Annotated in this window: 22 protein-coding genes; 8 read left to right on the plus strand and 14 right to left on the minus strand. The window is 36.8% G+C overall.

Translation table 11 applies throughout. From position 1 onward, the window contains the following. The first annotated feature begins 218 nt into the window (after positions 1 to 218). The 3 genes from AC3RVF_RS11890 (at position 219) to AC3RVF_RS11900 (ending at position 4,986) form a co-directional block, all read left to right on the plus strand. On the plus strand, positions 219 to 1,319 hold the full coding sequence (locus tag AC3RVF_RS11890; protein ID WP_489693446.1) for a DUF4407 domain-containing protein: 1,101 nt from the start codon (positions 219 to 221) through the stop codon (positions 1,317 to 1,319). Between the two features lie 149 nt (positions 1,320 to 1,468). Then, positions 1,469 to 4,471 (plus strand): aminotransferase class III-fold pyridoxal phosphate-dependent enzyme, encoded by a 3,003-nt coding sequence (locus tag AC3RVF_RS11895; RefSeq protein WP_489693447.1) that lies wholly within the window; start codon positions 1,469 to 1,471, stop codon positions 4,469 to 4,471. Between the two features lie 86 nt (positions 4,472 to 4,557). Next, the gene (locus tag AC3RVF_RS11900; RefSeq protein WP_489692218.1) at positions 4,558 to 4,986 is read left to right on the plus strand and encodes a YybH family protein; all 429 of its coding nucleotides are present in this window, start codon (positions 4,558 to 4,560) and stop codon (positions 4,984 to 4,986) included. Here AC3RVF_RS11900 and AC3RVF_RS11905 read toward each other — a convergent pair. From AC3RVF_RS11905 to hemW, 9 genes are all read right to left on the minus strand, one after another. Next, positions 4,983 to 5,978, minus strand: coding sequence for a metal-dependent hydrolase (locus AC3RVF_RS11905; RefSeq protein ID WP_489692219.1), 996 nt, complete (start codon positions 5,976 to 5,978; stop codon positions 4,983 to 4,985). The genes AC3RVF_RS11900 and AC3RVF_RS11905 overlap by 4 nt on opposite strands. Before the next feature lie 110 nt (positions 5,979 to 6,088). Further along, positions 6,089 to 6,913 (minus strand): hypothetical protein, encoded by an 825-nt coding sequence (locus tag AC3RVF_RS11910; protein ID WP_489692220.1) that lies wholly within the window; start codon positions 6,911 to 6,913, stop codon positions 6,089 to 6,091. A 164-nt stretch (positions 6,914 to 7,077) separates the two neighbouring features. Continuing rightward, positions 7,078 to 8,850 carry a MutS-related protein gene (locus AC3RVF_RS11915; protein WP_489693448.1) on the minus strand — a complete coding sequence of 591 codons (1,773 nt, stop codon included), beginning with the start codon at positions 8,848 to 8,850 and terminating at the stop codon, positions 7,078 to 7,080. 56 nt (positions 8,851 to 8,906) lie between these two features. Continuing rightward, on the minus strand, positions 8,907 to 9,266 hold the full coding sequence (locus AC3RVF_RS11920; protein ID WP_489693449.1) for an MmcQ/YjbR family DNA-binding protein: 360 nt from the start codon (positions 9,264 to 9,266) through the stop codon (positions 8,907 to 8,909). 49 nt (positions 9,267 to 9,315) lie between these two features. Then, positions 9,316 to 10,245: a transglutaminase domain-containing protein gene (locus AC3RVF_RS11925; RefSeq protein ID WP_489692223.1), complete on the minus strand. Its 930-nt coding sequence runs from the start codon at positions 10,243 to 10,245 to the stop codon at positions 9,316 to 9,318. Beyond that, the gene (locus AC3RVF_RS11930) at positions 10,242 to 10,856 is read right to left on the minus strand and encodes a DUF4230 domain-containing protein (RefSeq protein WP_489692224.1); all 615 of its coding nucleotides are present in this window, start codon (positions 10,854 to 10,856) and stop codon (positions 10,242 to 10,244) included. The genes AC3RVF_RS11925 and AC3RVF_RS11930 overlap by 4 nt, the downstream gene beginning before the upstream one ends. 4 nt (positions 10,857 to 10,860) lie before the next feature. Then, a complete protein-coding gene (locus AC3RVF_RS11935) occupies positions 10,861 to 11,211 on the minus strand; it encodes a DUF4260 domain-containing protein (RefSeq protein WP_489692225.1) in 351 nt (116 codons plus the stop codon). Position 11,212: 1 nt separating this feature from the next. Then, positions 11,213 to 11,959 carry a cyclase family protein gene (locus tag AC3RVF_RS11940; RefSeq protein WP_489692226.1) on the minus strand — a complete coding sequence of 249 codons (747 nt, stop codon included), beginning with the start codon at positions 11,957 to 11,959 and terminating at the stop codon, positions 11,213 to 11,215. A gap of 77 nt (positions 11,960 to 12,036) precedes the next feature. Then, entirely contained in the window at positions 12,037 to 13,167 is a 1,131-nt protein-coding gene (hemW, locus tag AC3RVF_RS11945) for a radical SAM family heme chaperone HemW (protein WP_489693507.1), read from the minus strand. Positions 13,168 to 13,333: 166 nt separating this feature from the next. On the opposite strand from hemW, the gene AC3RVF_RS11950 reads away from it, so the two are divergent. Then, on the plus strand, positions 13,334 to 14,410 hold the full coding sequence (locus tag AC3RVF_RS11950; protein ID WP_489693450.1) for a transporter substrate-binding domain-containing protein: 1,077 nt from the start codon (positions 13,334 to 13,336) through the stop codon (positions 14,408 to 14,410). A gap of 69 nt (positions 14,411 to 14,479) precedes the next feature. Here the strand turns inward: AC3RVF_RS11950 and ruvC are convergent, their stop codons facing one another. Continuing rightward, positions 14,480 to 15,037: a crossover junction endodeoxyribonuclease RuvC gene (ruvC, locus tag AC3RVF_RS11955; protein ID WP_489692228.1), complete on the minus strand. Its 558-nt coding sequence runs from the start codon at positions 15,035 to 15,037 to the stop codon at positions 14,480 to 14,482. 44 nt (positions 15,038 to 15,081) lie between these two features. Between ruvC and AC3RVF_RS11960 the strand changes: the two genes are divergently transcribed. Genes AC3RVF_RS11960 through AC3RVF_RS11970 form a run of 3 tightly spaced genes read left to right on the plus strand, consistent with a single transcriptional unit; the run spans position 15,082 to position 18,092 of the window. Then, positions 15,082 to 16,038 (plus strand): lysylphosphatidylglycerol synthase domain-containing protein, encoded by a 957-nt coding sequence (locus AC3RVF_RS11960; protein ID WP_489693451.1) that lies wholly within the window; start codon positions 15,082 to 15,084, stop codon positions 16,036 to 16,038. After that, positions 16,035 to 17,174: a glycosyltransferase family 2 protein gene (locus tag AC3RVF_RS11965; protein WP_489693452.1), complete on the plus strand. Its 1,140-nt coding sequence runs from the start codon at positions 16,035 to 16,037 to the stop codon at positions 17,172 to 17,174. The genes AC3RVF_RS11960 and AC3RVF_RS11965 overlap by 4 nt, the downstream gene beginning before the upstream one ends. A gap of 36 nt (positions 17,175 to 17,210) precedes the next feature. Continuing rightward, a complete protein-coding gene (locus AC3RVF_RS11970; RefSeq protein WP_489692231.1) occupies positions 17,211 to 18,092 on the plus strand; it encodes a hypothetical protein in 882 nt (293 codons plus the stop codon). On the opposite strand, the gene AC3RVF_RS11975 is transcribed toward AC3RVF_RS11970, so the two are convergent. Then, a complete protein-coding gene (locus tag AC3RVF_RS11975) occupies positions 18,093 to 18,572 on the minus strand; it encodes a hypothetical protein (RefSeq protein ID WP_489692232.1) in 480 nt (159 codons plus the stop codon). It abuts the gene before it with no gap. Between the two features lie 241 nt (positions 18,573 to 18,813). On the opposite strand from AC3RVF_RS11975, the gene AC3RVF_RS11980 reads away from it, so the two are divergent. Then, positions 18,814 to 22,599, plus strand: coding sequence for a M4 family metallopeptidase (locus AC3RVF_RS11980; RefSeq protein ID WP_489693453.1), 3,786 nt, complete (start codon positions 18,814 to 18,816; stop codon positions 22,597 to 22,599). A gap of 162 nt (positions 22,600 to 22,761) precedes the next feature. Here AC3RVF_RS11980 and AC3RVF_RS11985 read toward each other — a convergent pair whose 3' ends face one another. From AC3RVF_RS11985 to AC3RVF_RS11995, 3 genes are all read right to left on the minus strand, one after another. Next, positions 22,762 to 24,180 carry a M56 family metallopeptidase gene (locus AC3RVF_RS11985; protein WP_489693454.1) on the minus strand — a complete coding sequence of 473 codons (1,419 nt, stop codon included), beginning with the start codon at positions 24,178 to 24,180 and terminating at the stop codon, positions 22,762 to 22,764. Next, positions 24,177 to 24,545 (minus strand): BlaI/MecI/CopY family transcriptional regulator, encoded by a 369-nt coding sequence (locus AC3RVF_RS11990; protein WP_489692235.1) that lies wholly within the window; start codon positions 24,543 to 24,545, stop codon positions 24,177 to 24,179. The genes AC3RVF_RS11985 and AC3RVF_RS11990 overlap by 4 nt, the downstream gene beginning before the upstream one ends. A gap of 165 nt (positions 24,546 to 24,710) precedes the next feature. Then, complete coding sequence (locus AC3RVF_RS11995) at positions 24,711 to 25,265, minus strand: nitroreductase family protein (protein WP_489692236.1); 555 nt, start codon at positions 25,263 to 25,265, stop codon at positions 24,711 to 24,713. Positions 25,266 to 25,328 lie beyond the last annotated feature (63 nt).

Below are 25,328 nucleotides of genomic sequence, written 5' to 3' on the forward strand. Positions count from 1 at the left end.
CTAAAAAACAACCAAATTCTTCATTAATTTTTGACATTATTATTCTAGGCTTACAGATTGAAAAAATAGATCTGTAAGCTATTTTTTTGTTTAAAACACAATTGTTTTACTGTAAGCACAGAAACGAATTATTCCTTAAACATTAGTCAATAATCATTCGTCTTCTGTAACAATCTGACAGAAATAGCGTTATATAGTTTCATCAATCTAAAATCCGTATGTTACAACGCTTTTTCATCTTCTGCTCTGGTGCAGATACCGCCATCCTTGACGAATGTTCGCCAGGCGAACGCACAAAATATGCTGGCATTGGCGCCACCGTTTTCTTCACCGCTGTTATGGCAACCATTGCTGGCGCTTATGCACTTTATACAGTTTTCGACAACTATTTTTCTGCCATTTTCTTCGGTACCATTTGGGGATTATTAATTTTCAACTTGGATAGATTTATTGTTTCTACAATCAAAAAACGCAATAATTTCTTTGATGAATTAATACAAGCCTCCCCGCGAATTGCTCTGGCAATTATAATTGCTATCGTAATTTCAAAACCTTTGGAAATGAAGATTTTCGAAAAGGAAATCAACCAGGTTTTGCTTACCGAGAAAAACGAAATGACCCTTGCCAACAAAGATCAATTGGCTTTGCAATACACGCCTTCCGTAACTGCATTGGAAACCGAAATAGTAGGACTGAAAAAAGAAATATCCGACAAAGAAGCATCGGTAAACGCACTTTACGAAACTTACATAGCCGAAGCTGAAGGTACTCGTGGCACCGAAAAATTAGGCAAAGGCCCAGTTTATAAAGAAAAGCGAGAAAAACACGACGCCGAACTCGCAGCTTTAGCCGAATTAAAGAACACAAATGCCGAAAAAATTACCGCTGCCGAAGAACAGTTAGCCAGCCTCGCTACAAATTATCAAACAAAAGTTGCAAGCACCCAACCCGTAATTGACGGTTTTGATGGTTTGATGGCACGGGTTAACGCTTTGGATAAACTACCGTGGCTGCCTTCACTTTTTATCTTTTTATTGTTTTTAGCAATTGAAACCTCTCCTATTTTAGCAAAGCTTTTGTCTCCAAAAGGTGCGTACGACTTAAAACTTGAAGAGCAGGAAAGCGCGCTAAAATCTTGGGTAACCCAACAACAAGCACAACGCGATATACTCGTAACCACAGACCGCGAAATTAATAACAGAGTTTACGCAGACATTGCCGAAGAACAAGAACTCTACGACTACAAACGCAAAAAAGCCCGCGAACTAATGCAAATGCAGGCAGACGCATTTTACACAAAACAGAAAAGCGTGTTGTAAGCCCCCTAACCCCCGTAGGGGAACTCGTGCTCAATTGCTATATTTATATAATTACTCCCAGAATTATCTGGGGGTAATTAATTTGCTGTTTGAGATGGGCTTTAGCCCAAACTTTCAGTAATTTTGAAATAATATATCCTCAACATATTATGTCTAAAACCACTCCCATTCAAGTTTCAAAAATTGCCAGTGAACATTATAATATAAAAACCGAAGCCATAAAACTTGACGGTTATGTGGACGAAAATTTTTTGCTTCAAAGCACAAACGGTGAAAAATTTCTGCTAAAAATTTCTGACGAAGAATATTATGATCAGCTAGATTTTCAAATTGAAATCCTAAAATATATTTCAGATAAAAAACTTGCTGTCTCACTTTCAGAAGTTGTTTTAAACAAAGAAGAAAAACCGCTTACCGCACTTCAGAATAAAAAAACTGCCAGAGTACTATCGTGGCTTTCCGGACGACTTTGGGCGACTGCAAACCCAAAAACTGAAAGTTTACGAAATAATTTAGGCGAAGCTGCAGGCAGTTTAACAAAGGCCTTGCAAGATTTTGAACACCCAAACGCACACAGAAATTTGGATTGGGATCTGGCAAATTCAACTTGGACAATCACACACTTAAATCGTTTTTCGGGGAAGCAAAAAGAGATTGTGGAACACTTTCAAAATCGATTTGAAAAAATTCAAACTACCTATAATAAGCTTCCAAAAAGTATTGTTCACAACGATTTAAACGATTATAATATATTGGTTTCGGAAGATTTCAGTAATCCAAAAATTTCGGGATTTATTGATTTCGGCGACTCGGTTTTCACTCACACCGTCAACGATCTCGCAATTGCTGTGGCGTACGCAATTATGGATTTGCCAGATCCGCTTTCGGCAGCATTGGAGGTCATAAACGGTTATAACAAATACTACAAACTTTCAGACAAAGAGCTTAAATGTCTTTATACTTTGGTTGGAATGCGCCTCGTTATTACGGTAACAAACGCTTCGCTTAAAAAAGAAGAGTTCCCCAATGATGAATATTTCGTAATTAGCGAAAAACCCGCTTGGGATTTATTGGAAAAATGGTTTAATGTGAATGAAAATTTCGCCTATTATTCCTTCCGAAATGCTTGTGGATACACGGCTCATCCACTAGAAAAGAAATTTATAACTTGGGCAAAAAGCAAACAAATAACATTAAAAACAATCTTTCCAAATGTTGCTTCTGAAAAAATAGTGAATCTCGACATGAGCGTTGGGAGCACGCTTCTCGGCAATCTTTCGGAATACAACGACCCGGAAATTTCGAAATTTAAACTTAGACAATTTCAAAAACTTCAACCTAAAACAATTTTACTAAATGGTTATTTAGAAACACGTCCGTTTTACACCACCGCAGCGTTTAAAAGTGAAGGTAACAACGGTCCGCAATATAGAACAGTTCATTTGGGAACCGATTTTTGGGTACCCGCAAAAACACCGGTACACGCACCTTTTGATGGCGTAGTGAAAATAATTCACCACAACAATTACGATAAGGATTACGGCCCAATGCTCATCTTGGAACATCGTTTTAATGACGAAAAATTCTATTCGCTTTACGGACATTTATCGCTAATGTCCCTAGAGATTTTGCAGGTAGGACAGAAAGTAAAACAGGGTGATCGCATTGCTTACATAGGCGCTTCGAAGGAAAATGGCAACTGGGCGCCGCATCTTCACTTTCAACTTATTTTGGATCTTTTGGGCAACGATGAAAACTTCAACGGCGTGGCTTTGCCTTCAAAAGTGGAGGTTTGGAAAAGTATATGCCCCAACCCAAATTTAATTTTTGAAGAGGAATTGGAAACTGCCGAAGCGAAGATTTCCGAAGAAAAAATGCTCAACTTTAGAAAAGATCACCTCGGGAAAGGTTTGAGTCTTTCGTATGAAAAACCCTTGCATATCGTCCGCGGCGAAGGAGTTTACTTAATTGATATTGAAGGCCGAAAATATCTAGACACCGTAAACAATGTAAACCACGTAGGCCATCAGCACCCCAAAGTGGTTGCCGCTGGGCAACAACAAATGGCGGTTTTAAATACAAATACCCGCTATTTACACGAAGAAATTATCGCTTACGCGGAAGCTTTGCTTAAAAAATTACCGCCACATTTATCGGTAATTCATATTGTGAATTCAGGTAGCGAGGCCAACGAACTCGCACTGCGAATGGCGAAAACTCTAACCGGAAACAAAGATATATTAGCAATCGAAGTAGGTTATCACGGAAACACAAACGCCGTGATGGACGTGAGTTCGTATAAATTTGAAGGCGAAGGCGGTTTCCCAAAACCTGAAACAACACATATTCTTCCGCTTCCGGATTCGTTCCGAGGGAAATATTCGGGAGAAAATTGCGGCATTGATTACGCCAATCACGCAAAGGAAATCATTGCAAATCTAAAAGCTGAAGGCAGAGAAATTGCAGGTTTTATAGGCGAAACTATGATTAGTTGTGGCGGACAAATTGTGCCACCGAAGAATTATTTCAAAGAAATTTACAAGTACGTTCACGAAGCGGGTGGCATTTGCATTGCAGACGAGGTACAAACTGGTTTCGGACGGATGGGAAAAACCTTTTGGGCGTTTGAACTTTACGATGTTAAACCAGATATAGTAACGATGGGCAAACCTGCTGGTAATGGGCATCCATTAGCAGTTGTGGCTTGTACAAAAGAAGTTGCCGAAAAATTCAATACCGGGATGGAGTATTTCAACACCTTTGGCGGCAATCCTGTTTCCTGCGCTATTGGCCGCACGGTTTTGGGAGTAATTGATGATGAAAATCTGCAGCAAAACGCATTGGAGGTTGGCGGTTTTTTAATTGCTGCATTGAAAAAACTTCAAAAGCAATTTCCAATTATTGGAGATGTGCGCGGCAAAGGTTTGTTTTTGGGGTTTGAATTGAACGATTCTAACAAAAATCCGTTGCCCAAACACGCTTCCTATTTAGCAAACAGAATGAAACAACTCGGTATTTTAATGAGCATCGACGGGCCAGATCACAACGTATTAAAAATAAAACCGCCAATGGCTTTCAGTAAAGAGAATGCAAAAGAGCTGCTCGCTAGATTGAAAACTGTTTTTGGAGAAGACTATATGTTGAAATTTTAATTTAGAAACTCAGCGCCCTCTGCGACTTTGCGGTAAAAATATACACCACAGATGCGCAGAGGAAACGAAGCTTAAAATATATATTTATGAAAAAATTACTTTTCCTTTTCTGCATACTTGCAACACTAAATGCTGTTTCGCAGACAGAAGCCGCAGATAAAGAAGCGATCCTTTCAGTTTTAAAAACACAGGAAAACGCTTGGAACCAAAACGATCTTGAGGGTTTTATGCAGGGTTATTGGAAAAGCGACTCCTTGAAGTTTTACGGAAGTAAAGGTGTTACCAACGGTTGGCAAAAAACGCTGGATAACTACAAAAAAGGATATCCTACCAAAGAATATACTGGAAATCTATCATTTACAATTGATGCCATTACCAAAATTGAAGTTAATTCATATTACATAATGGGCCAATTCCATTTGGTGCGGGATGCTGGAAATGCCAATGGAGTCTTCTTAATTATTTTCCGAAAGATTGAGGGAGAATGGAAGATTATTGCAGATTTAAGCTGCTAATTTCCCTTTACCCGTTCCCAAAGGGCTGGTAAAAGATTTTTGGCATCGCTAGTGTCCTTCGGCTCTTCGCTGATATTTACATCATCTCCTTCCTTTTCTATAAGAAAACTAAAGGCATATTTATCGGCAGTAGGATCAAGGCTGATCAATCCGAAACGAAGATCGTTTAAATAAATACCATTTTCCTTTTCGGAAATAGTGTACCAACCTTGGGTAATTTTTATTAGCCGTTGTACTTTGTCGTATTCCTTTAAATCTCCGAGCGCTTCGTGATTTTTTTGGTGCGAAAAAAACTGAATGGGTTTGGTGTCAAAAAAAGAGTAATCGCCTATTAAAAATGCATCTTCAGTTTCCACATTTGCGGTCCACATAATTGTATTTAGCGGACTCGGTTTCGTCTCTATTGCCGAGTATGCAATGTTTTGATCCTTGAGTGCAGCTTCAAATTTAGTATAGCTAATTCCCTTTAGAATTAAGGTGAGCAACATATAGGAACTGCTTACAATCAAACCAAGATTGTTGAATCTTCGTCTTTTAATACTTCCTCTTTTTTGAAGCATCGCAAGAATCAGAAACACTAAAAATGGCAGGGTATAAAGCGGATCGATTACAAATATATTTTTGTATGCCAAACGAAGATCTAGTGGCCAAAAAAGCTGTGTTCCCCAAGTGGTATGCGCATCCAGCAACGGATGGGTTACGAAACACAAAAACCAAAACCAAGACCATTGTTTTAATGTTGCGCGCTTGTCCCAGAGTGAAAGTAGCCACCCAAAAAGTAACCCGAATGTAATGGCAAAAACTATAGAATGAGTAAAACCACGATGAATTTCTAAAGCCGTAACGGTGTCGGTTAAATAGTTTGCAATTATATCCAAATCTGGAATAGTACCTGCAATTGCGCCTAAAAGTATCGCTTTGTTGCCAATCTTTTTTCCTAAAACCGCTTCACCAACTGCGGCGCCTAATACTATCTGTGTTACTGAATCCATTCGGAAAACATTATTTCTTTTTACGAAGCGGTGAAAATACACACTTCCCCAGTATAAAAAAAGGATGCTTTTTTAAAGCATCCTTTTCAATTCAATATTATTTTTAATGATTATTTTGATAGCTCGGCAACTAAAGTATAGGCGGCATCACCGTGAATTCCTGTAAAATATTTGCCCCATTTTTTGCCACGTTGTTTTGCAACATCTCCAGTCCAATTTTGATTAAATAATTCGCCGCTTCTGTCAAACATTTTTTCCATGTCGCACATAGAATCTACAAAAAATGCTTCTACAAATTCGGTTTTATCGCTTCCCCAAGCGTGAACATTTGGATAATATCCTTTAATGTAATCATTCTTTGAAATGACTTTTGCGAAATTTTCAGCTCGTAATTCATCAAATTCCTTTTGTGAACCATCTTCTGGAAAAGTGAAATAAGTTTTTCGAACATAAAGCACTAAATCTTTTGTATTGTCCTGTGGTATGTATTTGGCACCATCAATTGGAGCATATATTTCATCGGAATGGTTTACTGCAAAGTAGTCGCCCAGTTTTTTAAAAAAATCGCCCCTAGCTTTCTCATCCGGCCACGCTTGTTTTACAAGCTCATCGGTCCTTTTGGTCGCCTTGTCCATTGCTTCCCAAGAAGCGTAGGTTTGCACATAAAGCACTTCAGAATTATCTGGCGAGAATAAATGCGTGTAATACGATGCCGAAAAAATATGTTCATTTTTGCTTACAACTTTTTGCAAATATTCCTTTTCCAAGGCTTTCCATTCGTCCATGCTGAAATCTTCCTTATCCATATTCCAATGGTTAGTTGTTACTGAAAGATATTGTGGCCTGTTCGCGGCATCTTGCGCAAATACACTAAAATTCAAAAGCAACATAATAGATGCAATTGCGATAAACTTAAGGTTGGTAGTTGTTTTCATAATCCCATAAAATTAAATTAGTATAAATATTAAATTTGATTACTATTTAATAGTTGGGGCAAACTAAAAGAGGATGAAAATATGGGAAAGAGTGTTTAGGAATCAGAACCTAAATATAATTAAAATTACTTTACATAACTGTTATTGTGACACTTATATATGTTTTAATCTACAATCTGCATCTTTTTAAGAAGAAAAGAAGCATTCATATTTTGGCAAATTCCGGTTTTAAAAGTATAGTCGAAAAAGAGTTCGTCGTTTTCAATTCGAGCATCGAAGAAATAGTTCTTTACTTCGGGCAATTCTTCAGCAGCCACACAAAGACTTAAATCGTGCGTAGCGATAATTCCCGTGGAATTGCTGGCAACGAGTTTTTCTACAAATTTGCGGGAGCCAATGGCCTTGTCTGTGCTGTTTGTTCCCTTCAAAATTTCGTCGAGAATGATGAAATAACGATCGGTTTTAATTTCGTCAACAATGAATTTCAAACGTTTTAATTCACTGAAAAAATACGACTCATCGTCCGTTAAACTATCGGTGGTTCGCATACTGGTAATAAGCTTGATTGGGTTATAGTCCGCTTTTTCTGCACAAACAGGCAGGCCAACATTCCCCATTACAATTTGTAGCGAAACAGTTCTCAAGAATGTACTTTTACCTGCCATATTCGCTCCAGTTACGATGAAAAATTCCTCCGAATTAATCTGAAAATCGTTGCGAATCATGGTTGCTTCTTTCAATAATGGATGCCCGGCGCCTTTCACTTTTAACACTGGAACTTCATCATTAATATTCGGAAAAACATAATTGGGGTGATTAAAACCGAAGTTCCCCAAACTGTTATAAGCATCAAAAAACGTAATAGCATCAAACCAAACGGGAACGCTTTCTTTATGCGATTCAATCCATTTTTCAATATTATAACACTGTCGAAGATCGCGGAGCATAAAACCGTTCGCAATTACACCAATAAGCATATTGCTGCGTTGATCTAAAGCGTCTAAATGCTTGGCAAATTTCTTTAAAACTGTTGATGCTTTTGTGGAAGAATTAATAATTAAGTTTCTTTTCTCAGAAAGTAATTCTGAAGTAAAATCTTGGTTTTCAATCTCCAAAATAAGCTTGTGAAATTGCTCAAAAGTGCTTTGTATTTTTGCAGTGTGGGATGATAAATCGTTTACTTTTTTCAAATAACGCCCAGAAATTGCAATGCCTAAAAAGAACCAACCAGCAATCGCATAACCCGAAACCAAATCGAGGTAATTTAATACAATCAATGCTAGCGAAATGACAGAAAATACCAATGAAACTGGCTTGATCCACGAAGGAACAAAGGTTTTATAATTTTTCAGCCAATCGGAAACTTCAACTGCGGAAACTTCTGTTTTTACCAACGAAGCAATGCCCGAAAAATGCTGGCGCCACTTGGCTTTTTCTGCTAATTCATTTATTGCTTGTTGCTTTTTTGGAATGCCATCAATTTCGTTTTGGGTGAAAAGTTTCGCCAAAAAATCGGAGCCACTTTCCAGAGCAGTTCTATTCAAATATTGAAAAATTGAACCACGCCCAAAAAGATCTATATCCTGACTGTAAAAGTGAAGCGGATCCTTATATTTTTCGCCAGTAGGTAATTGATGGAAAGCACGGTTTAAAACATCGAGTTCGGTTTCATTTTGAGCAATCAATGCTTTTTTAAGATCGCGTTCGTATTGCAAACCACTGTGTTTTGAAACCAAGTAAATAAAGGCCGCAATAAATACAACTATAATTGCAATTACAATTTTCGCATTTCCGAAGAAAAAGTACACGCCCAAACAAGCAAGCAAAAATATAACAAGCCGAATAGTGCTGGACAAGGCGAGTTTACGCTTTAGTTTTTGTAAGGCTTCGGTATGGGTTTCAATCTGAAGTTTATAAAAATCGAATGGTTTGTTCATAGGTTATTCTTTATAGCTACAAGTTGTTTTTTAGACCTTGCGAGATAACTTCTCAGTTATAGCATATTTAGTTCTGCTTGCAATTTTTTGGTAAGGCTTTTTACAACTAAATCATAGGAATGGTCTATTAACTCAGTAACTAAATTGTGGGGTAAATTATTTTCAATTTCAACAGTATTCCAATGAGTTTTACTCATATGATAGCCCGGAATTATTAACCCATCGTACTCTTCGCGAAGTTCAATCGCCCTGTCGGGGTCACACTTTAAATTGGCAGATGCAGGATGTTTTTCTAATCCAGCAAGCGCAAACATTTTGCCCATCACCTTAAAAACTAACGTACTTTCATCAAAAGGAAAAGACTCTGTCACCCCTTTTTTTAAAATGCAATATTCTCTGAATTCTTCTATATTCATATTTCTTTTAATAAAGACCTACAAGAAATCTGTTTTCTTGAAGGAAACTTTAATTTATTTTATAACCCAAAGCAGGCTTTCCGTCAAAATAGACTAATAAATTTTTGGCCCCAATCGTCAAAGGCACATTAAACTTTATTCGGTCTGCTTCCCTCTCAATTTCTTCAATGGAAAATATTTCAAGCCCATAAGAATATGAAATTTTTCCTGGGTTTATGTTTTTGATAGAGAACAAAATTTCGTCGAAATATTCATCTTCAACAAGCAAGCCATCTGCGGGGTATTCAATATCTTTTGAAAACAGATTTTTTTCAATTACCAATGGCCGCTCAGAAAATTGCTTTTTACTTAATATTTCTTCCAAAAAATTATCTTCGGACATATCAGGATAATGCGTTTTTATAAATAATTCTGGTGGCGTTTTGTAATAAAAATAGGTTGGTTCCTTAATAAACTTGCCGTTGTATTTTCCAGCCCCCCAGGTAGCATCGAATAGATAGGGCTTGCCATCAATAGTAGCTACATTCCACATATGAACGCGCTTAAAGGGTCGTCCAATATCTGCAAAATTGGATTTTATATCGCCACGTACCAAATAGTTTTTTATGCCCTGCAACTCGCACAGCTTTTCAAATACCATAGCATATCCTTCACAAACGGCAAGGCCTGTTTGGAGGGTTCGTTGAATGATTTTGACCCGAAGTTTTTCGTCTTTTTCGTTCCGTTCCCGGTAATTTGAAAACTTGTAATCAAACTGTTTATACTGGTTAGGATCGTAGGCAACATTCTGTATAATCCAAGTATAGATAGCCCTGACCTTATCTTCATCAGTTACAAAATCGCGGGTTATGAATCTGGCAAGTTTCTCCGGATTTTCAAAAGTGGATGGATACATTGTAAGGATGGCATCCACGCGTTCGTAATCCTGGGCAATAGCTGTTACGTGTAGGAACGTAAAAAAAAGTAGTAATAGTTTCATTTTTTTGGGGCAATAAGTTTGGGGGTTTCTTGGACTTCCAAGGCAGTATAATCGAGTTTCCAATTAATGGTTTCCACTAATTTTTCCATAAGTTGAATGGTCTCCAAAGCCTGTTTTGAAGCTTCATTTAAAAGACCACTTTCTGGAATTTTATCTACAATATGTTTTTTGGCTTCTTGGTTTATATCGGTCAAATCGCTTGCCGTAAAGGGGTTGGCCCACCCTTCCTTTTTATCGTAATATTTAAAATCGGTTTCAATGGTTAGCAATTCGGGCTGCGGAAAGTTTGTTAAAACAATCGTTCGGTTTTTGGTATCAGCATGCATCTTAACTTTTGTAAGGTCGAAACCAATATGCGCCTTTGCTTCAATTAAAACTAAGGCTTTCTTTTTTCCCAATAGCAAGTTAAGCCATTTATCCTTTACATTTTCATAATAGAAGATTTCAGAAAAATCGCCTTCCACCGTAATGAATTTACAAACACTGCGTATTTTCTCCATCAAAATAACAGACTGAGTATTTACTTTTTCTTTTCTTCCGCCGCCAAAACGCGCGAAAATAAAGTAAGCCAACACGGCACCAACCGCTAATCCTATGAAGAGATATTCCATGATATTATTTTCCTATGCTTCCCAAATGCGTGTTTTTAAAGCTGTCTGAATATTTTAATCCGTAGCCAAAAATTCTGTCGAAGGAAGCATGTGAGAACAAAATTACACCTATTAATATTAAGAATGAATTGTTCAAATAAAATCCTGTCAACCCAATGGCAATCGCAATTGCTTTGTGGTGAAATAGATTGTAAGTAAAAGCGCCAATTTTAGCATTAATTAAATACCCAATCATACCAAAATCTGGGGTAAGCAACAAGGCGGGAAACCACCACCACGCATAATCTAACTGTGAAAAAAAGAAAATTCCTAAAACAAATTGCGCCAATTCTTCAATTTTTAAAGTTGTTTCCATTTTAAAGGATTTTATAAAGTACGGGTTTGCTGGGCGAAGCATCATTATGGAAAGAAGCCATTTGAAGATTCAGCAAGTAACTTCCATCTTTAACGGAATCTCGAACATAGATTAATTCAGTAATCGTACAGTCTTCTCGAGGGTTTTCTGGGTAATTCCAAAATGCTTTGTGAGCTAAAAGCTTGCCTTCGTCTCTTTCTTTGTCGACGGAAGGAAGGTCAATTAAAAGGTGTTTCACGCCAATTTCGCGTAAAAACAAAGCAGCTTTTTCGTGAAGAAATGGCCAATTGGTATCCGACCAATGTTTCGATTTTTTATCTAATTTATTCGGAAGGGTTCTGATTACAACGGCTTCGGGCGTTTTTCCATTTAATGCTTTCGCAATGCTTTCTTCGGAAATGATTTTGTCCTCACCTACTTTTTCGGGTTTTACTGAAATCACTTCAGTTAAAAAAAAGAAGGTTTTCAATGCTTCATTTACCGAATGAAATTCTTCTGAAATATGCCCGAAACATTCAGTATGTGTGCCGTGGGCGTGCGGATTAAAAAACACATTATTGAAATTTACCGATCCACCTTCTGTAACTTTTCCCGTCCAATCCCCCATTTTTACTGGTTCAATTGTCGGTTTGGTTTGATACCACGCCAGCGGATTATTTGCTGAAGCTTGCAATGGAATTGAAATATCCAAAGGTTTGGAAAGATCAACCACGATAGTTTTATTATTTATTTCAACAGTAGTTTTCATTTTTTAGAAATTGAGTTTCTTGGAAGTACAGTTTTAAAATCTGTCAGATTTTTAAAACCTGACAGGTCTAAATTACGTTAAATCTTGAACAAATCGCTCGCAATGCCATCACTCAAAAATTTTCCTTTTGGCGCTATCTTTAAAGTTTGATTCTCGCGGATTAAAAGCTCGTTTTTCAAATGAAATTCAGCTTGTTTCAAAAGGTATTCCGAATAATTTTTTCCGAATTCACTTTCAATCTTTTCGAGAGAAACACCCTTTTTGGTGCGCAAGCCAGTCATTATATATTCGTTGTATTTGTCTTCTTTAGAAAGTATTTCAGTTTCCAAAGGAAGTACGCCAGCTTCAATAGATTTTATATATTTTGTATTGTTAGATACGTTCCAGCTTCGCGATTTTCCGTCGTAACCGTGTGCCGACGGACCTATTCCCAAATACGATTTTCCTTCCCAATAGGCTGTATTATTTCGGGAATGAAAACCCGGTAATCCGAAATTAGAAAATTCATAATTATCTAAACCTGCTTTTTCAGTTTCGCGCAGCAATATTTCATAATGTTGCTTTGCCACCTCATCATCTACGGGCGGCACAATGCCTTTATCGATGAATTTTTTTAAAGCAGTTTTCGGCTCGACAGTTAGGGCATAACACGAAAGATGAGGCACGTCGAGATTTAAGGCAATTTCAAGATTCTTTTTCCAGCGCTCGTTTGTCATTCCGGGGATTCCGTAAATTAAATCGATGCTAAAATTCTCGAACTTTTTCTTTGCCAGTTTTATACATTCCAACGCTTCAGTGGCATTGTGAGCGCGGTTCATCATTTTTAGATCTTCTTCAAAAAAAGACTGAACTCCGATGCTCAATCTGTTAATTACTGAATTTGATAAATCGTCAATTTTGGTTTGAGTTAAATCATCTGGATTGGCTTCGAGCGTTATTTCGGGGGTTTTAGAAACTTGATAATTTTCATAAATTACTTGAAAAATATGTTGCAATTCTTCCGAAGAAAGTAAACTGGGTGTGCCGCCGCCGAAATAAATGGTTTCCACTTCGCCTTTTAATTCATCTTTCCGCAGCACCAATTCTTTGCAAAGGGCATTCACCAATTCACCTTTCTTCTTTAAAGAAGTTGAAAAGTGGAAATCGCAGTAATGGCAAGCCTGTTTGCAGAACGGGATGTGAATGTATAAGCCCCCTCCGCCCCCCAAGGGGGAACTATTAACTTCTATATTTTGATACTTGTTTTCTTCCAAATCCTTTCGTTAGTTTGGAACATTTGATTTTTAAAATTTTAAAAGGTTCCAATCCCTCAAAATTAGTTATTATTTTTACCGAAATTGGGCTTCTTCATTTTAAAAATTGAATTTCAAATCATTGAAAAATCATCAAAACATGCTTCGTTATTTAACTTTACTCTTTCTATTTTTTTCCATGCTTTCGGTTGGACAAACTAAAGATGAAAAAATTCGCGTGGGTTATGCGGGTTCGGCGCCTTTTGTAATGCACGACGAAAAGGAAGAGGGAATTGTATTCGATATCTGGGAAGAAATTGCTTTTAAACTCAACTTAAAATATACTTTACACGAATTCCCCTCAGTGGAAGCGGGCATTGAAGCAGCCAAAAATGACGAAATAGATATTTTACTGGGGCCAACAACTATAAATGAAGAACGCGCTGAAGAAATTTCGTTTTCACAGCCCTATTATAATACCGAGATGGCCATTTTAGCACCCGTACAGGAACTCTCCGTTTGGGATAAAGTAAGTCCGCTTTTTTCAAAAACATTTCTCTTTGCAGTTCTTGGACTATTGTTGATACTCACCATTGTTGGCTTTTTATTTTGGCTGGTGGAAGGTCGGAAATACAAAGAGGATTACGGAGCGCGTATGCACCAAGGCATTGGTTCTGGCATTTGGCTGGCAATTGTAACGATGACCACCGTTGGTTACGGCGATTATGCGCCACGGACGCCTGCGGGTAGAGTAGTGATGGGTTCTTGGATGATAATCTCATTAATTCTGGCTACTACGTTTGTCGCCGGAATTGCCACGACGCTTTCGTTGACCGTTCGAGAAGATAAAACTATTACAAGCATTCAACAGTTGGATGGCAAAAAAGTTGCCGTTCCCGATTATAATAAAATTATGGAACGGGTTCGCAACGTCGATGGCCAGCCAGTAGCTGTAAAAACCGTTTCGGAAGGATACGAAATGCTTTTAAATAAAAAAGTAGACGCATTGATTTATGATGAAATTCCGTTGGAATATATTTTTGCTGCAAAAGAAAAGGACAAATACATTCTAAGTAAGAAAAAAATTGAACCACAGTATTATGGGTTTGTTTTCCCGATAGGAAGCAATTTGAAACGAAATATAGATTTAGAAATAATCCATTTACAGGAGAACAAAGAAATTTCGCATATCGTGGATGATTGGATTTCTAGAAATTAGGTTGAACCGCAGAGTCGCTGCGTGCGGAGCGGAGGCGCTGCCAACTACAACTGAATACTGCTACTTTTTTCACTTAATTCGACCTTCATTCTGCTTCACAAAAGCTGCCCATCCGGTGTAGTTTTTGCCAACCTCAACTTTCCCCATATTGTAGAAATGGCAAACGGCTGCTGCCAAACCATCGGTGCTGTCTAAGTTTTTGGGTAATTCTTTCAAACCTAAAAGACTTTGAAGCATTTTTGCCACTTGTTCTTTGCTCGCGTTTCCGTTGCCGGTAATCGCCATTTTTATCTTTTTGGGAGAATATTCGGTAATAGGAATTTCTCGCGAAAGTCCCGCCGCCATTGCTACTCCCTGTGCTCTTCCAAGCTTTAACATAGACTGAACATTCTTCCCGAAGAAAGGTGCTTCAATAGCAATTTCGTCTGGATTGTGAGTGTCTATAAGTTCGATGGTGCGTTCGAAAATGAGTTTCAATTTTAGATAATGGTCGTCGTATTTTTTAAGCTGAAGCTCGTTTAGTTGCAGAAATTGCATCTGTTTGCCCACCACTTTTATAAGTCCAAAACCCATAATTGTGGTTCCGGGATCAATTCCTAATATAATTTTTTCAGTTTTGTCTTTCATACCCATGAGACTCCTGCTTTCGCAGGAATTAGTATTTTAGCACTATGATTGCCGTACCCCGCAAAACTAAACAATATCTGCTTGCTGCCGCCAAAGTTTTGGTGCTTGCTGTAACTTTTGGGTATATTTTTTATAAGCTGAAAAACAATCAATCGTTAGATTTTAGTGAGCTTATAACAGCAATTTCCTCCAAAGGGATTATTTCAATTTTTGCATTACTACTGTTTCTGCTTTTAGCAACTGCCAATTGGTTTTTCGAAATTTTAAAATGGCAAACCTTGGTTTCTACTTTGGAAAAAATAGATTTTAAAACTGCGCTAAAACAAAGTTTGGCATCGCTTACAGTTTCTTTAGCAACGCCCAACCGCATTGGCGAATACGGCGCAAAAGCACTTTTTTTTGAAAATAGAATGCGAAAAAAAATACTGTTGTTGAATTTCTTTTCGGGCGCCGCACAAATGCTTGTTACAACAGTCTTTGGGCTTTTCGGAGTGTTTTATTTACTGCGAAATTTCAATATAAATTATTCTATTTCAACTGTAGTTTACTTCGGAATAGGAGCTGTTTTACTTTTCGCGATTGGTTATTATTTTAAGGAAAAGGAGCTACTATTAAAAGGTTTTTCAATTGCGAAAACCTTTCGTTATTTTAGAAGTATTCCGTTTCAAGTTAAATTTAGAACAGTTGTGTTTTCGGTATTTCGATATATAATTTTCAGCGGAATGTTTTACGGGCTTCTGCTGTTTTTTGGCGGAAACATCGGCTTTTCAGAAGCCATGCCATTGATTTTTGCAATGTACTTTTTGGTTTCAATACTGCCCACAATTTTTATATTTGACGTTGTAATTCGCGGGGGCGTTGCAGTTTGGTTGTTTTCATTTGTGGAAATTCCAGAGCTAATTATTTTATCAACCGTTCTCGCAATGTGGCTTTACAATTTTGTGCTGCCTTCACTTTTAGGGAGCTTTTTTGTGCTCACCTATCAACCTACAACCCGATGATTTCGATATTTTTAATACTTTTTGCCGCATACTTTATTTGTATGATGGCGTTAGTATTCGGATTTAAAAAAGTGGTATTATTTTCCACAGAAGAAATAAATTCAGTAACACGTTTTAGTGTTATAATTCCTTTTAGAAATGAAGCGGAAAACCTTCCGAATTTATTGAAAACAATAAAAAGGTTGGACTTTCCATCAGAATTATTTGAGATCATTTTTGTGAACGATGCTTCCGAAGATTCTTCCGAAACCATCATTTTTGAAGCCATCCAAAGAAGCGATTTTTCCATTAAACTAATTCAAAACAAGCGTGTTTCGAATTCACCTAAAAAAGACGCCATTTCCGAAGCAATAAAAAACGCAAGTTTTGAATGGATTGTAACCACAGACGCAGATTGTGAGCTTCCAATAAATTGGCTAAAAACATTGGATGCTTTTATTCAAATTTATAATCCAGTGATGATTTGCGGTCCGATAATTTATAAATCTAACGGAAGTTTTATTGAAAATTTTCAACAATTGGACGGCATGAGTTTGCTAGCTGTAACCGTTGGAAGTTTTGGGTTTGGCAATCCTTTACTCAGCAACGGCGCCAACTTCGCCTATAAAAAAGAAGCATTTTTAAAAGTGAATGGTTTTTCTGGCAACGACCATATTGCTAGTGGCGACGATATTTTTCTGTTGGAAAAGATGAAAATAGCGTTTCCAAAGCAAGTCCAGTTTTTAAAATCGAAAGCAGTTATTGTTTCAACAAAACCGCAAAAATCGTGGAAAGATGTAATTAATCAGCGAATTCGTTGGGCTTCCAAGACTTCTAAACAGAAAAGCACGGCTTCCATTTTTTTAGGAATACTAGTTTTTTTGGTAAATATTTCTGTTTTAATACTTCCACTATTTATGGTTTTAAAACCTGAAAATTTAATGGTTTACGCTGCTTTGCTTTGCTTCAAAATAATTACAGATTATATTATCGTGCGGCAAGTAGCAATGTTTTTTAATGAAAACATTCTGTTTTTGAAATTTCTATTACAACCCTTTGTGTACGCTGCTGTAGTTGTAGCAGTTGTTTTTGGAAGTTTTAGCGGAGAGTATTCTTGGAAAGGGCGAATCTTCAAAAAAGCCGAACAAACTAATTAAATTTTTTACCTTAGCCATACTTAAAATCAAGAACGCATGAAATCGCTTCTCCCTTTAATTTTAATGTTTCTTTTCCTTTTCGCAGGAACACTGCAAGCCCAGCAGCAATACACGGTTGACGGCCAAATCTATATGTTGAATACCGAAGTTGAAGGCCCTTTAACCCTGCTTTGGAATACTATTGATAACGAATACCGCTATTTTTCAAAAAAAGGTGAAGACATTCAAGAGTTAAAAAACACAAAGAAAAACGGCAAATACAACGAAGAATATAAAGAAACGCTGAAACAACAGACCAGCGATGCAGCGGTTATAACCGACAAAGTAAATTTGACATTGCCGAGTTTGCACGCCTTTTTTGTTGAATACAATAGCAAGAAAGATCCCAATTATAATGACGCAAAACAATCTATAGATCTGCAATTTCGGCTCGGGGGTTTTGCGGGTATAAGTAATAGCGGTTACACGAAAAATCCAACCAATGCGCTGCAACCCATTGCAGGATTAGAGTTTGAAGTGGTTGATGCTGTGAAATTGAAAAGACACTCAATGGCAATGCGCTTTAAACAAACTTTTGAGAGCAGCGACTATAAATATTCTGCTTCGCAATTATCGCTTAATTATCGTTTTAAATTTGTAAAAACTTCAAAATTTGATGCTTTTTTGAATTGCAAATTTGCCGCATTTACGCACTCAAGTAGTGAAATTGAAATACCCAGCGAATCTGGTAACGCTCCCATATTTGAACCTGTTTCGGGTTCCGATTTTAATTCTCCTTTTACGTTTGGTATTGGTGCCGATTATAAAATTGGCAATGGCTACATCACTTTTAATTACGACGATATTGTAGGATTGAATGTTGAAAATAATGATGAGTTTCCCTTAGATTTTACACTTGGATATAAGTTTAACTTATAACTAATTTGTTTTGATAACAACGGGTAGTGTAAAGCGCGTTTTCACGGGAATGCCGCGTTTGTAGGCAGGGGCAACAGGTTGAAGCGAATCGATGCTTTGTATAATCCAATCTGCTAAACCTGGAAATTCTTTCTTCAAAAGCGTGTCCATTTTTACTTCGAGAATTTGAAGCTGTCCACTACTACTTACTTCAAAATTTACTTTTACAGTATCGTAAACTTCACGTACGGCTACAATTTCTTCGTGATTGATAGATTTATAAAGATGCGAGCTAATTGTATTGATAAAACAGTCTTTCTGTTCCGGCTTTTCCAAAGCATTTTCACAATTGGAAAAGGAAGGATAGCGATCCACTTCTGTCCAATCTATAGCTTCTACTTCTTCTTTGTATAGTATATCTGAAGACACTTTTTCGGTCTCAAAAAACTGGCAAGAAGTTGCCAGTAATAACAGTGTTAGATATGCCCAATAGTGTTTCATTTTCAGGTAAAATTCTATTGTGAAAAGTACACATTATAATTTATAAAAATAAATATGTTAAAGTTGCACTTTATCGATTAAATATGATTTTTGTCATATTTTTTTAAATGTTTTTTTATATTGTCGCCGAATCTAACGTTAGAAAATCCCTAAAAATTAATTATTAACCCTTAAAACCTAGGCCTATACAAACAAACCTTTCTTAACACTAATTTTTACTAATTTTTTATATCCCCTAAAAATGTTAAAAATAATACAAAAGAAAATTCTTCTTGTAACAGTATTTTGTTTACAAGCAATATTAGTTTTAAATGCACAAACCTCCAGTCAGGATATTTCGTCGAATTTATCCCAAGACTCCAGAGTAACTAACTTTACAATGGACTCCACTCGGGGAACCCCTTCGCTAATTACATTAAATAGTTCTGGAAATACTTTATCAATAAATGAAGTATCAGATTTTCTTAGCTCCAATTTAGGAACTGGATCTGAAACTACGTTTGTTGTAGAGGCAACCACTACTACCAATGGTTTACAAGTAAATAAATTTCAGCAATATACCAACTTAATAAAAGTAGAACACGGAGTATTCAAGTCTATTTCAAAGAATAACATTGTTCAAGCTCTTACTGCGGAGTATTATAGCTTATCACCAAGTATTAACGCCAACCCATCGATGTCTGAAAGTGCTGCTTTACAAATGGTATTGAACCATGTAGGCGCGACACTTTATGCTTGGGATTATATCCAAAGCTTAGGTACTTCTCCAGAGATTACCGCTGCTTACAATGAGGTATTTCCTAATGGTGAACTTGTATTTGTTGACAATTACTTAACAAATGAAGTAGACCTTACCCTTGCCTATAAATTTAATATTTATGCCGCAGAGCCTTTGTCTCGCGCAGATATTTATATAGATGCAGTTTCGGGTCAGATATTATTATTAGATGCTATCATAAAACATGTAGATGGCAATCATAGTAAAGAAGATATCAAAAAGGAAATAAAACCAGCCATATATGGACCAATGCCGCTTGTAGCTGCTAGTGGAGAAACCCGTTATGCTGGTACTAGAAATTTTGACACCTCGATGGATGCCAACGGCAATTGGGTGTTGAAAGGAGTTACTCCTTCAGGTATTGAAAATGAAACAGTATCCTATGAAGGAATTGGTGGGCTACCAATTAGCGCCCCTATTTCTGGCTTAGCAGTGCCAATCGCTGACGGAGATGGAGACATATTACATCCAGAAACAGCAGATAACAATTGGACTGCTGCTGAACACAGAAAAGATGATTTCTCTTTGCCGTATGCGCCTGTTGTACCAATAAATGGTATTCCAGCTGTTGGTCATAATGAAGCTCATAATGATGATGTTGCCCTTGATGCCCACTGGGGTGCAGAGGTTGTAATGGATTATTGGAAAAATGTACACAACAGATCAAGTTATGATGATTTAGGTACTAAGGTTACCAATTATGTACACTACGGTGATGCTTATGACAACGCCTTTTGGAATGGTACTGCCATGACTTATGGTGATGGAAGTTATCAAGGTGGTCAAAAGCCAGATGGATCTTTTGCGCCATTGACATCTATGGATGTTTGTGCACATGAAATTGGACACGGAGTATGTGAATTTACTGCAGACTTAGTTTACCAAAGAGAATCTGGCGCTATGAATGAAGGCTTTTCAGATATTTGGGGAGCTTCTGTTGAGGCGTATGTTCTTTCAGATATTGATAGTTCTTTAAACTATGACCCATGGGGAATTGGAGAACAAATTGACGAGCGCGATGGTGGATTACAGCCGGGAGAGGCCGGATCTAGAGCGTTAAGATGGATGGATGATCCAAAAGCAGCTGGCGATCCAGATTCATATGGTGGAGCAAACTGGGTAGAACCAGAGTGCGGAACTCCTACTTTAGCGAATGACCAATGTGGTGTTCATACCAATAGTGGCGTTTTAAACAAATGGTACTATTTATTGGTAACTGGAAGTGGACAATCTTTTTCAGCTGGTTTTGAAAAGGCTTCTGCTGACGATCAGGTTTCAGATGCTGGTAACCAATACAATGTGCAAGGTTTAGGATTTAATAAAGCTTCGCAAATTGCATACATGGGCGAAACTATGCTTTCACCTAATGCAAAGTTTATTGAAATGCGTGCAGCTTCAATTTTAGCCGCTCAAGTTTTATACGGACCAGGGTCTAATGAAGAAATTCAAACCACCAATGCTTGGCATGCTGTTGACATTGGAGACGCTTATACTGTAGGCGATCCAAATACAATTAGCTTTAACGAAAGCAATGTTCAGATTTTCTCTGAAAGTAATAGCATTAATGGTTGTGATGATTCTAATTCTTTTCCAGTGTTTTTCACAGGAGTTGAAGTTAATCCGTCTGCAACTATTTCTTTAAGTACTTCTGGGAGTACTGCTACTTTAGGACAAGATTTTGATCTTTCATCAACATCATTAACTTTTTCTGGATCAGAAATTCAAACAATTCAAGTAATTGTTCATGATGACGCTATAGTAGAAGATGTAGAAACGATTGTTTTATCTTACATCTTTAATGGTGAATTTCACAAACAAACATATTCAATTTCAGATAATGATTTTGCTCCAAGAACAGGAACAGAGCCTTTTGATTTAATGGCTACTGAAACCTTCGATGTAGATGGTTTGCCAACAGGTTGGTCTACTATTGATTTATCTGACGGAAACAATGTTTGGAAAGCAAACGGAATTTTAGATGCCGAAGGTAAAGCATACGTAAGCGATGGCATTACTGAACTTCCTATTTACGACACAAATTCTACAACTAATACCATATTTAGATCTCCAATGATTAATGCTGGAGCAGCTAGTGATATTACAGTCTCTTTTGACTGGGAAGTTGGTGGTGAAAAAGATGCAGTTGAAGGTACCATTTTTGACTACGGCGAATTTATGTATACGCTAGATGGTGCTAACTATGTTTCTATGCAACAGTTTGTTGGTGATGGTCCCGCAGGGATTATTAAAGCTAACGGAACTTACAGCGCTACAATAAACGCTTTAAATGGAAAAGCATTTTTCTTAGCTTGGAGATGGTTTAATGATACAAATGCAGGTTCTGCGTTTAGTTTTGCCATAGACAATGTAAAAGTGTCTGCAATTCCAGCTGGAATTGCAACTCAAGTTGGTAAAACAGCTACTACACAAGTATATCTTGGAAACACAATATACTTTATGAGTAGTGTAGATAATTCGCTAATTGCGAAAATAGAAAACGCTTCAGACGATTTAGGATGTGTAACAATGTCTATAATTGATCAAGGCACTAGTTTCAGAATTTTTTCTAACATAAATACCGCTAGGCCATCAAAAGCTTTCAGCATTACAACTGCTAATGCAGATGCAACTTATGATGTTACTATGTATTTTACAGAAAGTGAATTAAATGCATTCGACGAGACCATTAGTTTAAAGCCTTTAATGGTTTATTCGAACGATATGGATGATGCTATTGAAGATCCCAACAATATTCAGTACAATGGTACATTGACAGATGTAAATGAAGCAGATGGTTTTCGCGCCTATACTGCAACGTTTAAAGGATCTGGAAGTATGAGTATTGTTCAGGAATTTAATTACACTCCAGTAGAATCTACAAACCCACCAGACCCAATTGACCCTGACCCGATGGATCCTTCAGATCCAGATTGCGTTTGTTCAAAACACGATGGTAAACACAGTTGTGATGATAAAAATGAAAACCACTACAAAAAAGGTAGTAAAGGTAATTATAGTTATTTCATCATGTCTCCAAACCCAGCAGTATCATACGTTGATATAACATCTGATGCTGATATGGTAACTGTAGGTGTTTATAATCTATATGGTATTTTGTTGAATACATTAACAACGGCTCCTACAAACGACCTTCAATTAGATGTATCTAATTTAAATAGTGGCTTATATGTTTTAAAGGTAATTGCCAGTGATGGTGAAATATTCGACTTAAGACTATTAAGAATGTAAATTGAAATATTTATTAATGGAAAAAGGGTAGATGAAAATCTACCCTTTTTTTATTTTTATACTTTCAAGAAGTAATAAACCGTACTTGGTTTGAAATACCCCAAATGTTTTTCCTTTTATTGAAACATTAGCTTCAGTCTAATAAAGTACTTTTATTTTACACTATTCCCTTATTTCAAAAATAATAGGCAACGAATACCGCACGCCAACTTTCTGGCCTTTCTGCTCGCCGGGCTGCATTTGTGGTAGTAAACTTAAAACACGAAGGGCTTCGGCTTCAAGTTCGGGTTTTGCAGCTTTTGCTGTTGCCTTAACAAGGTGTCCTAATTTGTCAATTTTAAATTGGACAACAATTCGTTGTTTACCAATAAGACCTAGATCCTCGCCTAGGTTGGTGTTGAAATTTTCTCCTACAAAACTGCTAATACGTTCTGAGAAACACTTCTTCAACGTTTCATTATCGCCTGTACAACCTGGATAAGTTGGTGCTTTTTCTATTTCGGAAAAAGCCATGGACAGATCTCCCTCTCCTTTGGTTTCGTCCAAATATTCCTGCACAGAAGTATAAACCTTATCTCCGGGTTGCGCTTCGGTCGTTAAAAATTTTAGGGCTTTTTCCTCCTCCGGAGTCATATCGCCTTTTTTCATAATAGCTTCTGCCAATTCGTTGATTTTGGTCATTACTTCAGAATCGGACTGTGAAACGGTTTGTGTTTCTTCAGCCTTTGGGTCGTTACTACATGCGGTGTAAAATAACATTGCGCAGATTGCTGGCACCAATAGTAAATACTTTAGTTGTGCGGTTTTTTGTGATTTAGATTTTTGTAACATACTAATTCGTTTTTTGATTAATGATTGATTGAAAAATTTATTGATGAATGATATTTTTTCAGTTTGAAATACTTCAGAAAGCAGATTTTGATAATATTCTTTTTTGTTTTTCTGAACAGTAACTTTTGCGTCAGCTATAAATTCGTGTAGCGTTTCCATTCGGTTTTGTAACAAATAAACCAACGGATTGAACCAAAAAACGATGCGGAGCATTTCAAAAAAAAGTAAGTCTAAAGAATGTCTTTGCTCAATGTGTATTTTTTCGTGGGCAACAATGTTGGTTTTATTTGCTTGGGAAATGTTTTCACCTAAAAATATAGTATTGAAAAACGAAAAGGCAGCATCGGTGTTGGGAAGAATTTTCAGTTTAAACCCGTCACTATATTCCGTAGTTCCGGACAATTTTAACTTTGTAATTTTGTAAAGTTTCCACAAGAAAAATAGCGAGCTAATAAAAATTCCGAATAGCCAAACATATAATAAACTCGGTAACCAAGAGATTGTTCCATTAGTAATGGTTTCTGAAGAATTACCGCCAATTACTACAGCTGGCAACTGAAAAATATAGGCTTGCGGGATGCTCTCTTCTATAATATCGATACTGATGAATGGTAAAATGCAACCTAAAATTGGCGTTAGTAATAGATAAATTCTGTTCAGTCCGAAAAATGTTTCATTTTTTAGAAATAGGTCGTACACCGCCAAAAACAGTATTTGAAAAACGAGTATTTGAAATAATGTGTGTATCATTTTTCAACTTTTTCAGAGTTAATTTCTTTCATAATAATTTCCATTTCTTGAATACTGACGTCATTTTTCTTCATAAAAAAGGAAACCATACTTTTAAACGAGCCTTGAAAATAGCCGTCCATCAGTTTATTTAAAGATTGGTTACTGTATTCGGTCTTTTTTATTTTTGGAAAATATACATGCCCTCTTCCTTCCTTTCTATAATCGACAAAATTCTTGCTTTCAAGTATTCTAACAATAGTAGAGACTGTGTTATACGCAGGTTTAGGCTGTGGCAACTTTTCAATAATAGACGCAACGTTTGCCTCTTCCAAATCCCAAAGGATTTGCATAATGTCTTCTTCTGCTTTTGTTAGTTGTTTCATTTTTATTAAAATTTAAACTCAAATATTAAATGTATGAAAACAAATATAACTAATTATTTAGTTCAAACTAATTTCTTAGTTGTTAAATTTTATCACTAAAAAAAACCTGACTGGTTTTGGATACCTGTCAGGTTTAAAATTTGTGTTTTGGTTTTAAGTTATTTTCTATACCCAAACAGTTTTCTCTTCAATAGTACTTTTTCGCGTTGCTTCCGGAAGTTCTCCATCATATTTACCTAAATAGAAGAATCCTAAACATCGCTCTCCATCTTCCATTTGAATAAATTTATCCATATACTTTACGATTCCTGGAGAAGCCCAATATGCGCCAATACCCATGTCGTGTGCGGCAAGCCACATGTTTTGAACAGCCATTGCTGTAGCGGCAATTTCTTCCCACTCTGGCAAACTTTCTTTAGGATCTCGCTGCATACAAATTGCTATTACACAACCCGCTTTTACTGGATTATCCATGAATTTACTATATGTAAATTCTGAAAAGTTTTCTGTAGTTTGCTTATAGGTTTCTGCAATAAATTTCCCGAGAGCAACTTGCGATGTTCCGTGGAAAATTTTGAAACGCCAAGGTTCGGTGCGCTTGTGGGTTGGTGCCCAATTTGCAGCTTCAAGTATTGTTAATACTTCTTCTTTAGCGATTGGTTCATTATTGTATTGTGCCGGGAAAACCGCTCTGCGATTTTTTATAGTTTTTAAAATCATTGGTTTTAAATTGGGACGTGAATATAATAAATGCGGTAATCAGAAAAAACAATTTCGACTAAA

The sequence above is a fragment of the Aequorivita sp. IT1183 genome, from assembly GCF_058068265.1.

What these genes read in the sequence shown, in the direction of transcription:
- AC3RVF_RS11890 (WP_489693446.1), top strand. Translation starts at nt 219, where the DNA reads ATGTTACAACGCTTTTTCATCTTCTGCTCTGGTGCAGATACCGCCATC.
- AC3RVF_RS11895 (WP_489693447.1), top strand. Translation starts at nt 1,469, where the DNA reads ATGTCTAAAACCACTCCCATTCAAGTTTCAAAAATTGCCAGTGAACAT.
- AC3RVF_RS11900 (WP_489692218.1), top strand. Translation starts at nt 4,558, where the DNA reads ATGAAAAAATTACTTTTCCTTTTCTGCATACTTGCAACACTAAATGCT.
- AC3RVF_RS11905 (WP_489692219.1), bottom strand. Translation starts at nt 5,978, where the DNA reads ATGGATTCAGTAACACAGATAGTATTAGGCGCCGCAGTTGGTGAAGCG.
- AC3RVF_RS11910 (WP_489692220.1), bottom strand. Translation starts at nt 6,913, where the DNA reads ATGAAAACAACTACCAACCTTAAGTTTATCGCAATTGCATCTATTATG.
- AC3RVF_RS11915 (WP_489693448.1), bottom strand. Translation starts at nt 8,850, where the DNA reads ATGAACAAACCATTCGATTTTTATAAACTTCAGATTGAAACCCATACC.
- AC3RVF_RS11920 (WP_489693449.1), bottom strand. Translation starts at nt 9,266, where the DNA reads ATGAATATAGAAGAATTCAGAGAATATTGCATTTTAAAAAAAGGGGTG.
- AC3RVF_RS11925 (WP_489692223.1), bottom strand. Translation starts at nt 10,245, where the DNA reads ATGAAACTATTACTACTTTTTTTTACGTTCCTACACGTAACAGCTATT.
- AC3RVF_RS11930 (WP_489692224.1), bottom strand. Translation starts at nt 10,856, where the DNA reads ATGGAATATCTCTTCATAGGATTAGCGGTTGGTGCCGTGTTGGCTTAC.
- AC3RVF_RS11935 (WP_489692225.1), bottom strand. Translation starts at nt 11,211, where the DNA reads ATGGAAACAACTTTAAAAATTGAAGAATTGGCGCAATTTGTTTTAGGA.
- AC3RVF_RS11940 (WP_489692226.1), bottom strand. Translation starts at nt 11,959, where the DNA reads ATGAAAACTACTGTTGAAATAAATAATAAAACTATCGTGGTTGATCTT.
- ruvC (WP_489692228.1), bottom strand. Translation starts at nt 15,037, where the DNA reads ATGAAAGACAAAACTGAAAAAATTATATTAGGAATTGATCCCGGAACC.
- AC3RVF_RS11960 (WP_489693451.1), top strand. Translation starts at nt 15,082, where the DNA reads ATGATTGCCGTACCCCGCAAAACTAAACAATATCTGCTTGCTGCCGCC.
- AC3RVF_RS11965 (WP_489693452.1), top strand. Translation starts at nt 16,035, where the DNA reads ATGATTTCGATATTTTTAATACTTTTTGCCGCATACTTTATTTGTATG.
- AC3RVF_RS11970 (WP_489692231.1), top strand. Translation starts at nt 17,211, where the DNA reads ATGAAATCGCTTCTCCCTTTAATTTTAATGTTTCTTTTCCTTTTCGCA.
- AC3RVF_RS11975 (WP_489692232.1), bottom strand. Translation starts at nt 18,572, where the DNA reads ATGAAACACTATTGGGCATATCTAACACTGTTATTACTGGCAACTTCT.
- AC3RVF_RS11980 (WP_489693453.1), top strand. Translation starts at nt 18,814, where the DNA reads ATGTTAAAAATAATACAAAAGAAAATTCTTCTTGTAACAGTATTTTGT.
- AC3RVF_RS11985 (WP_489693454.1), bottom strand. Translation starts at nt 24,180, where the DNA reads ATGATACACACATTATTTCAAATACTCGTTTTTCAAATACTGTTTTTG.
- AC3RVF_RS11990 (WP_489692235.1), bottom strand. Translation starts at nt 24,545, where the DNA reads ATGAAACAACTAACAAAAGCAGAAGAAGACATTATGCAAATCCTTTGG.
- AC3RVF_RS11995 (WP_489692236.1), bottom strand. Translation starts at nt 25,265, where the DNA reads ATGATTTTAAAAACTATAAAAAATCGCAGAGCGGTTTTCCCGGCACAA.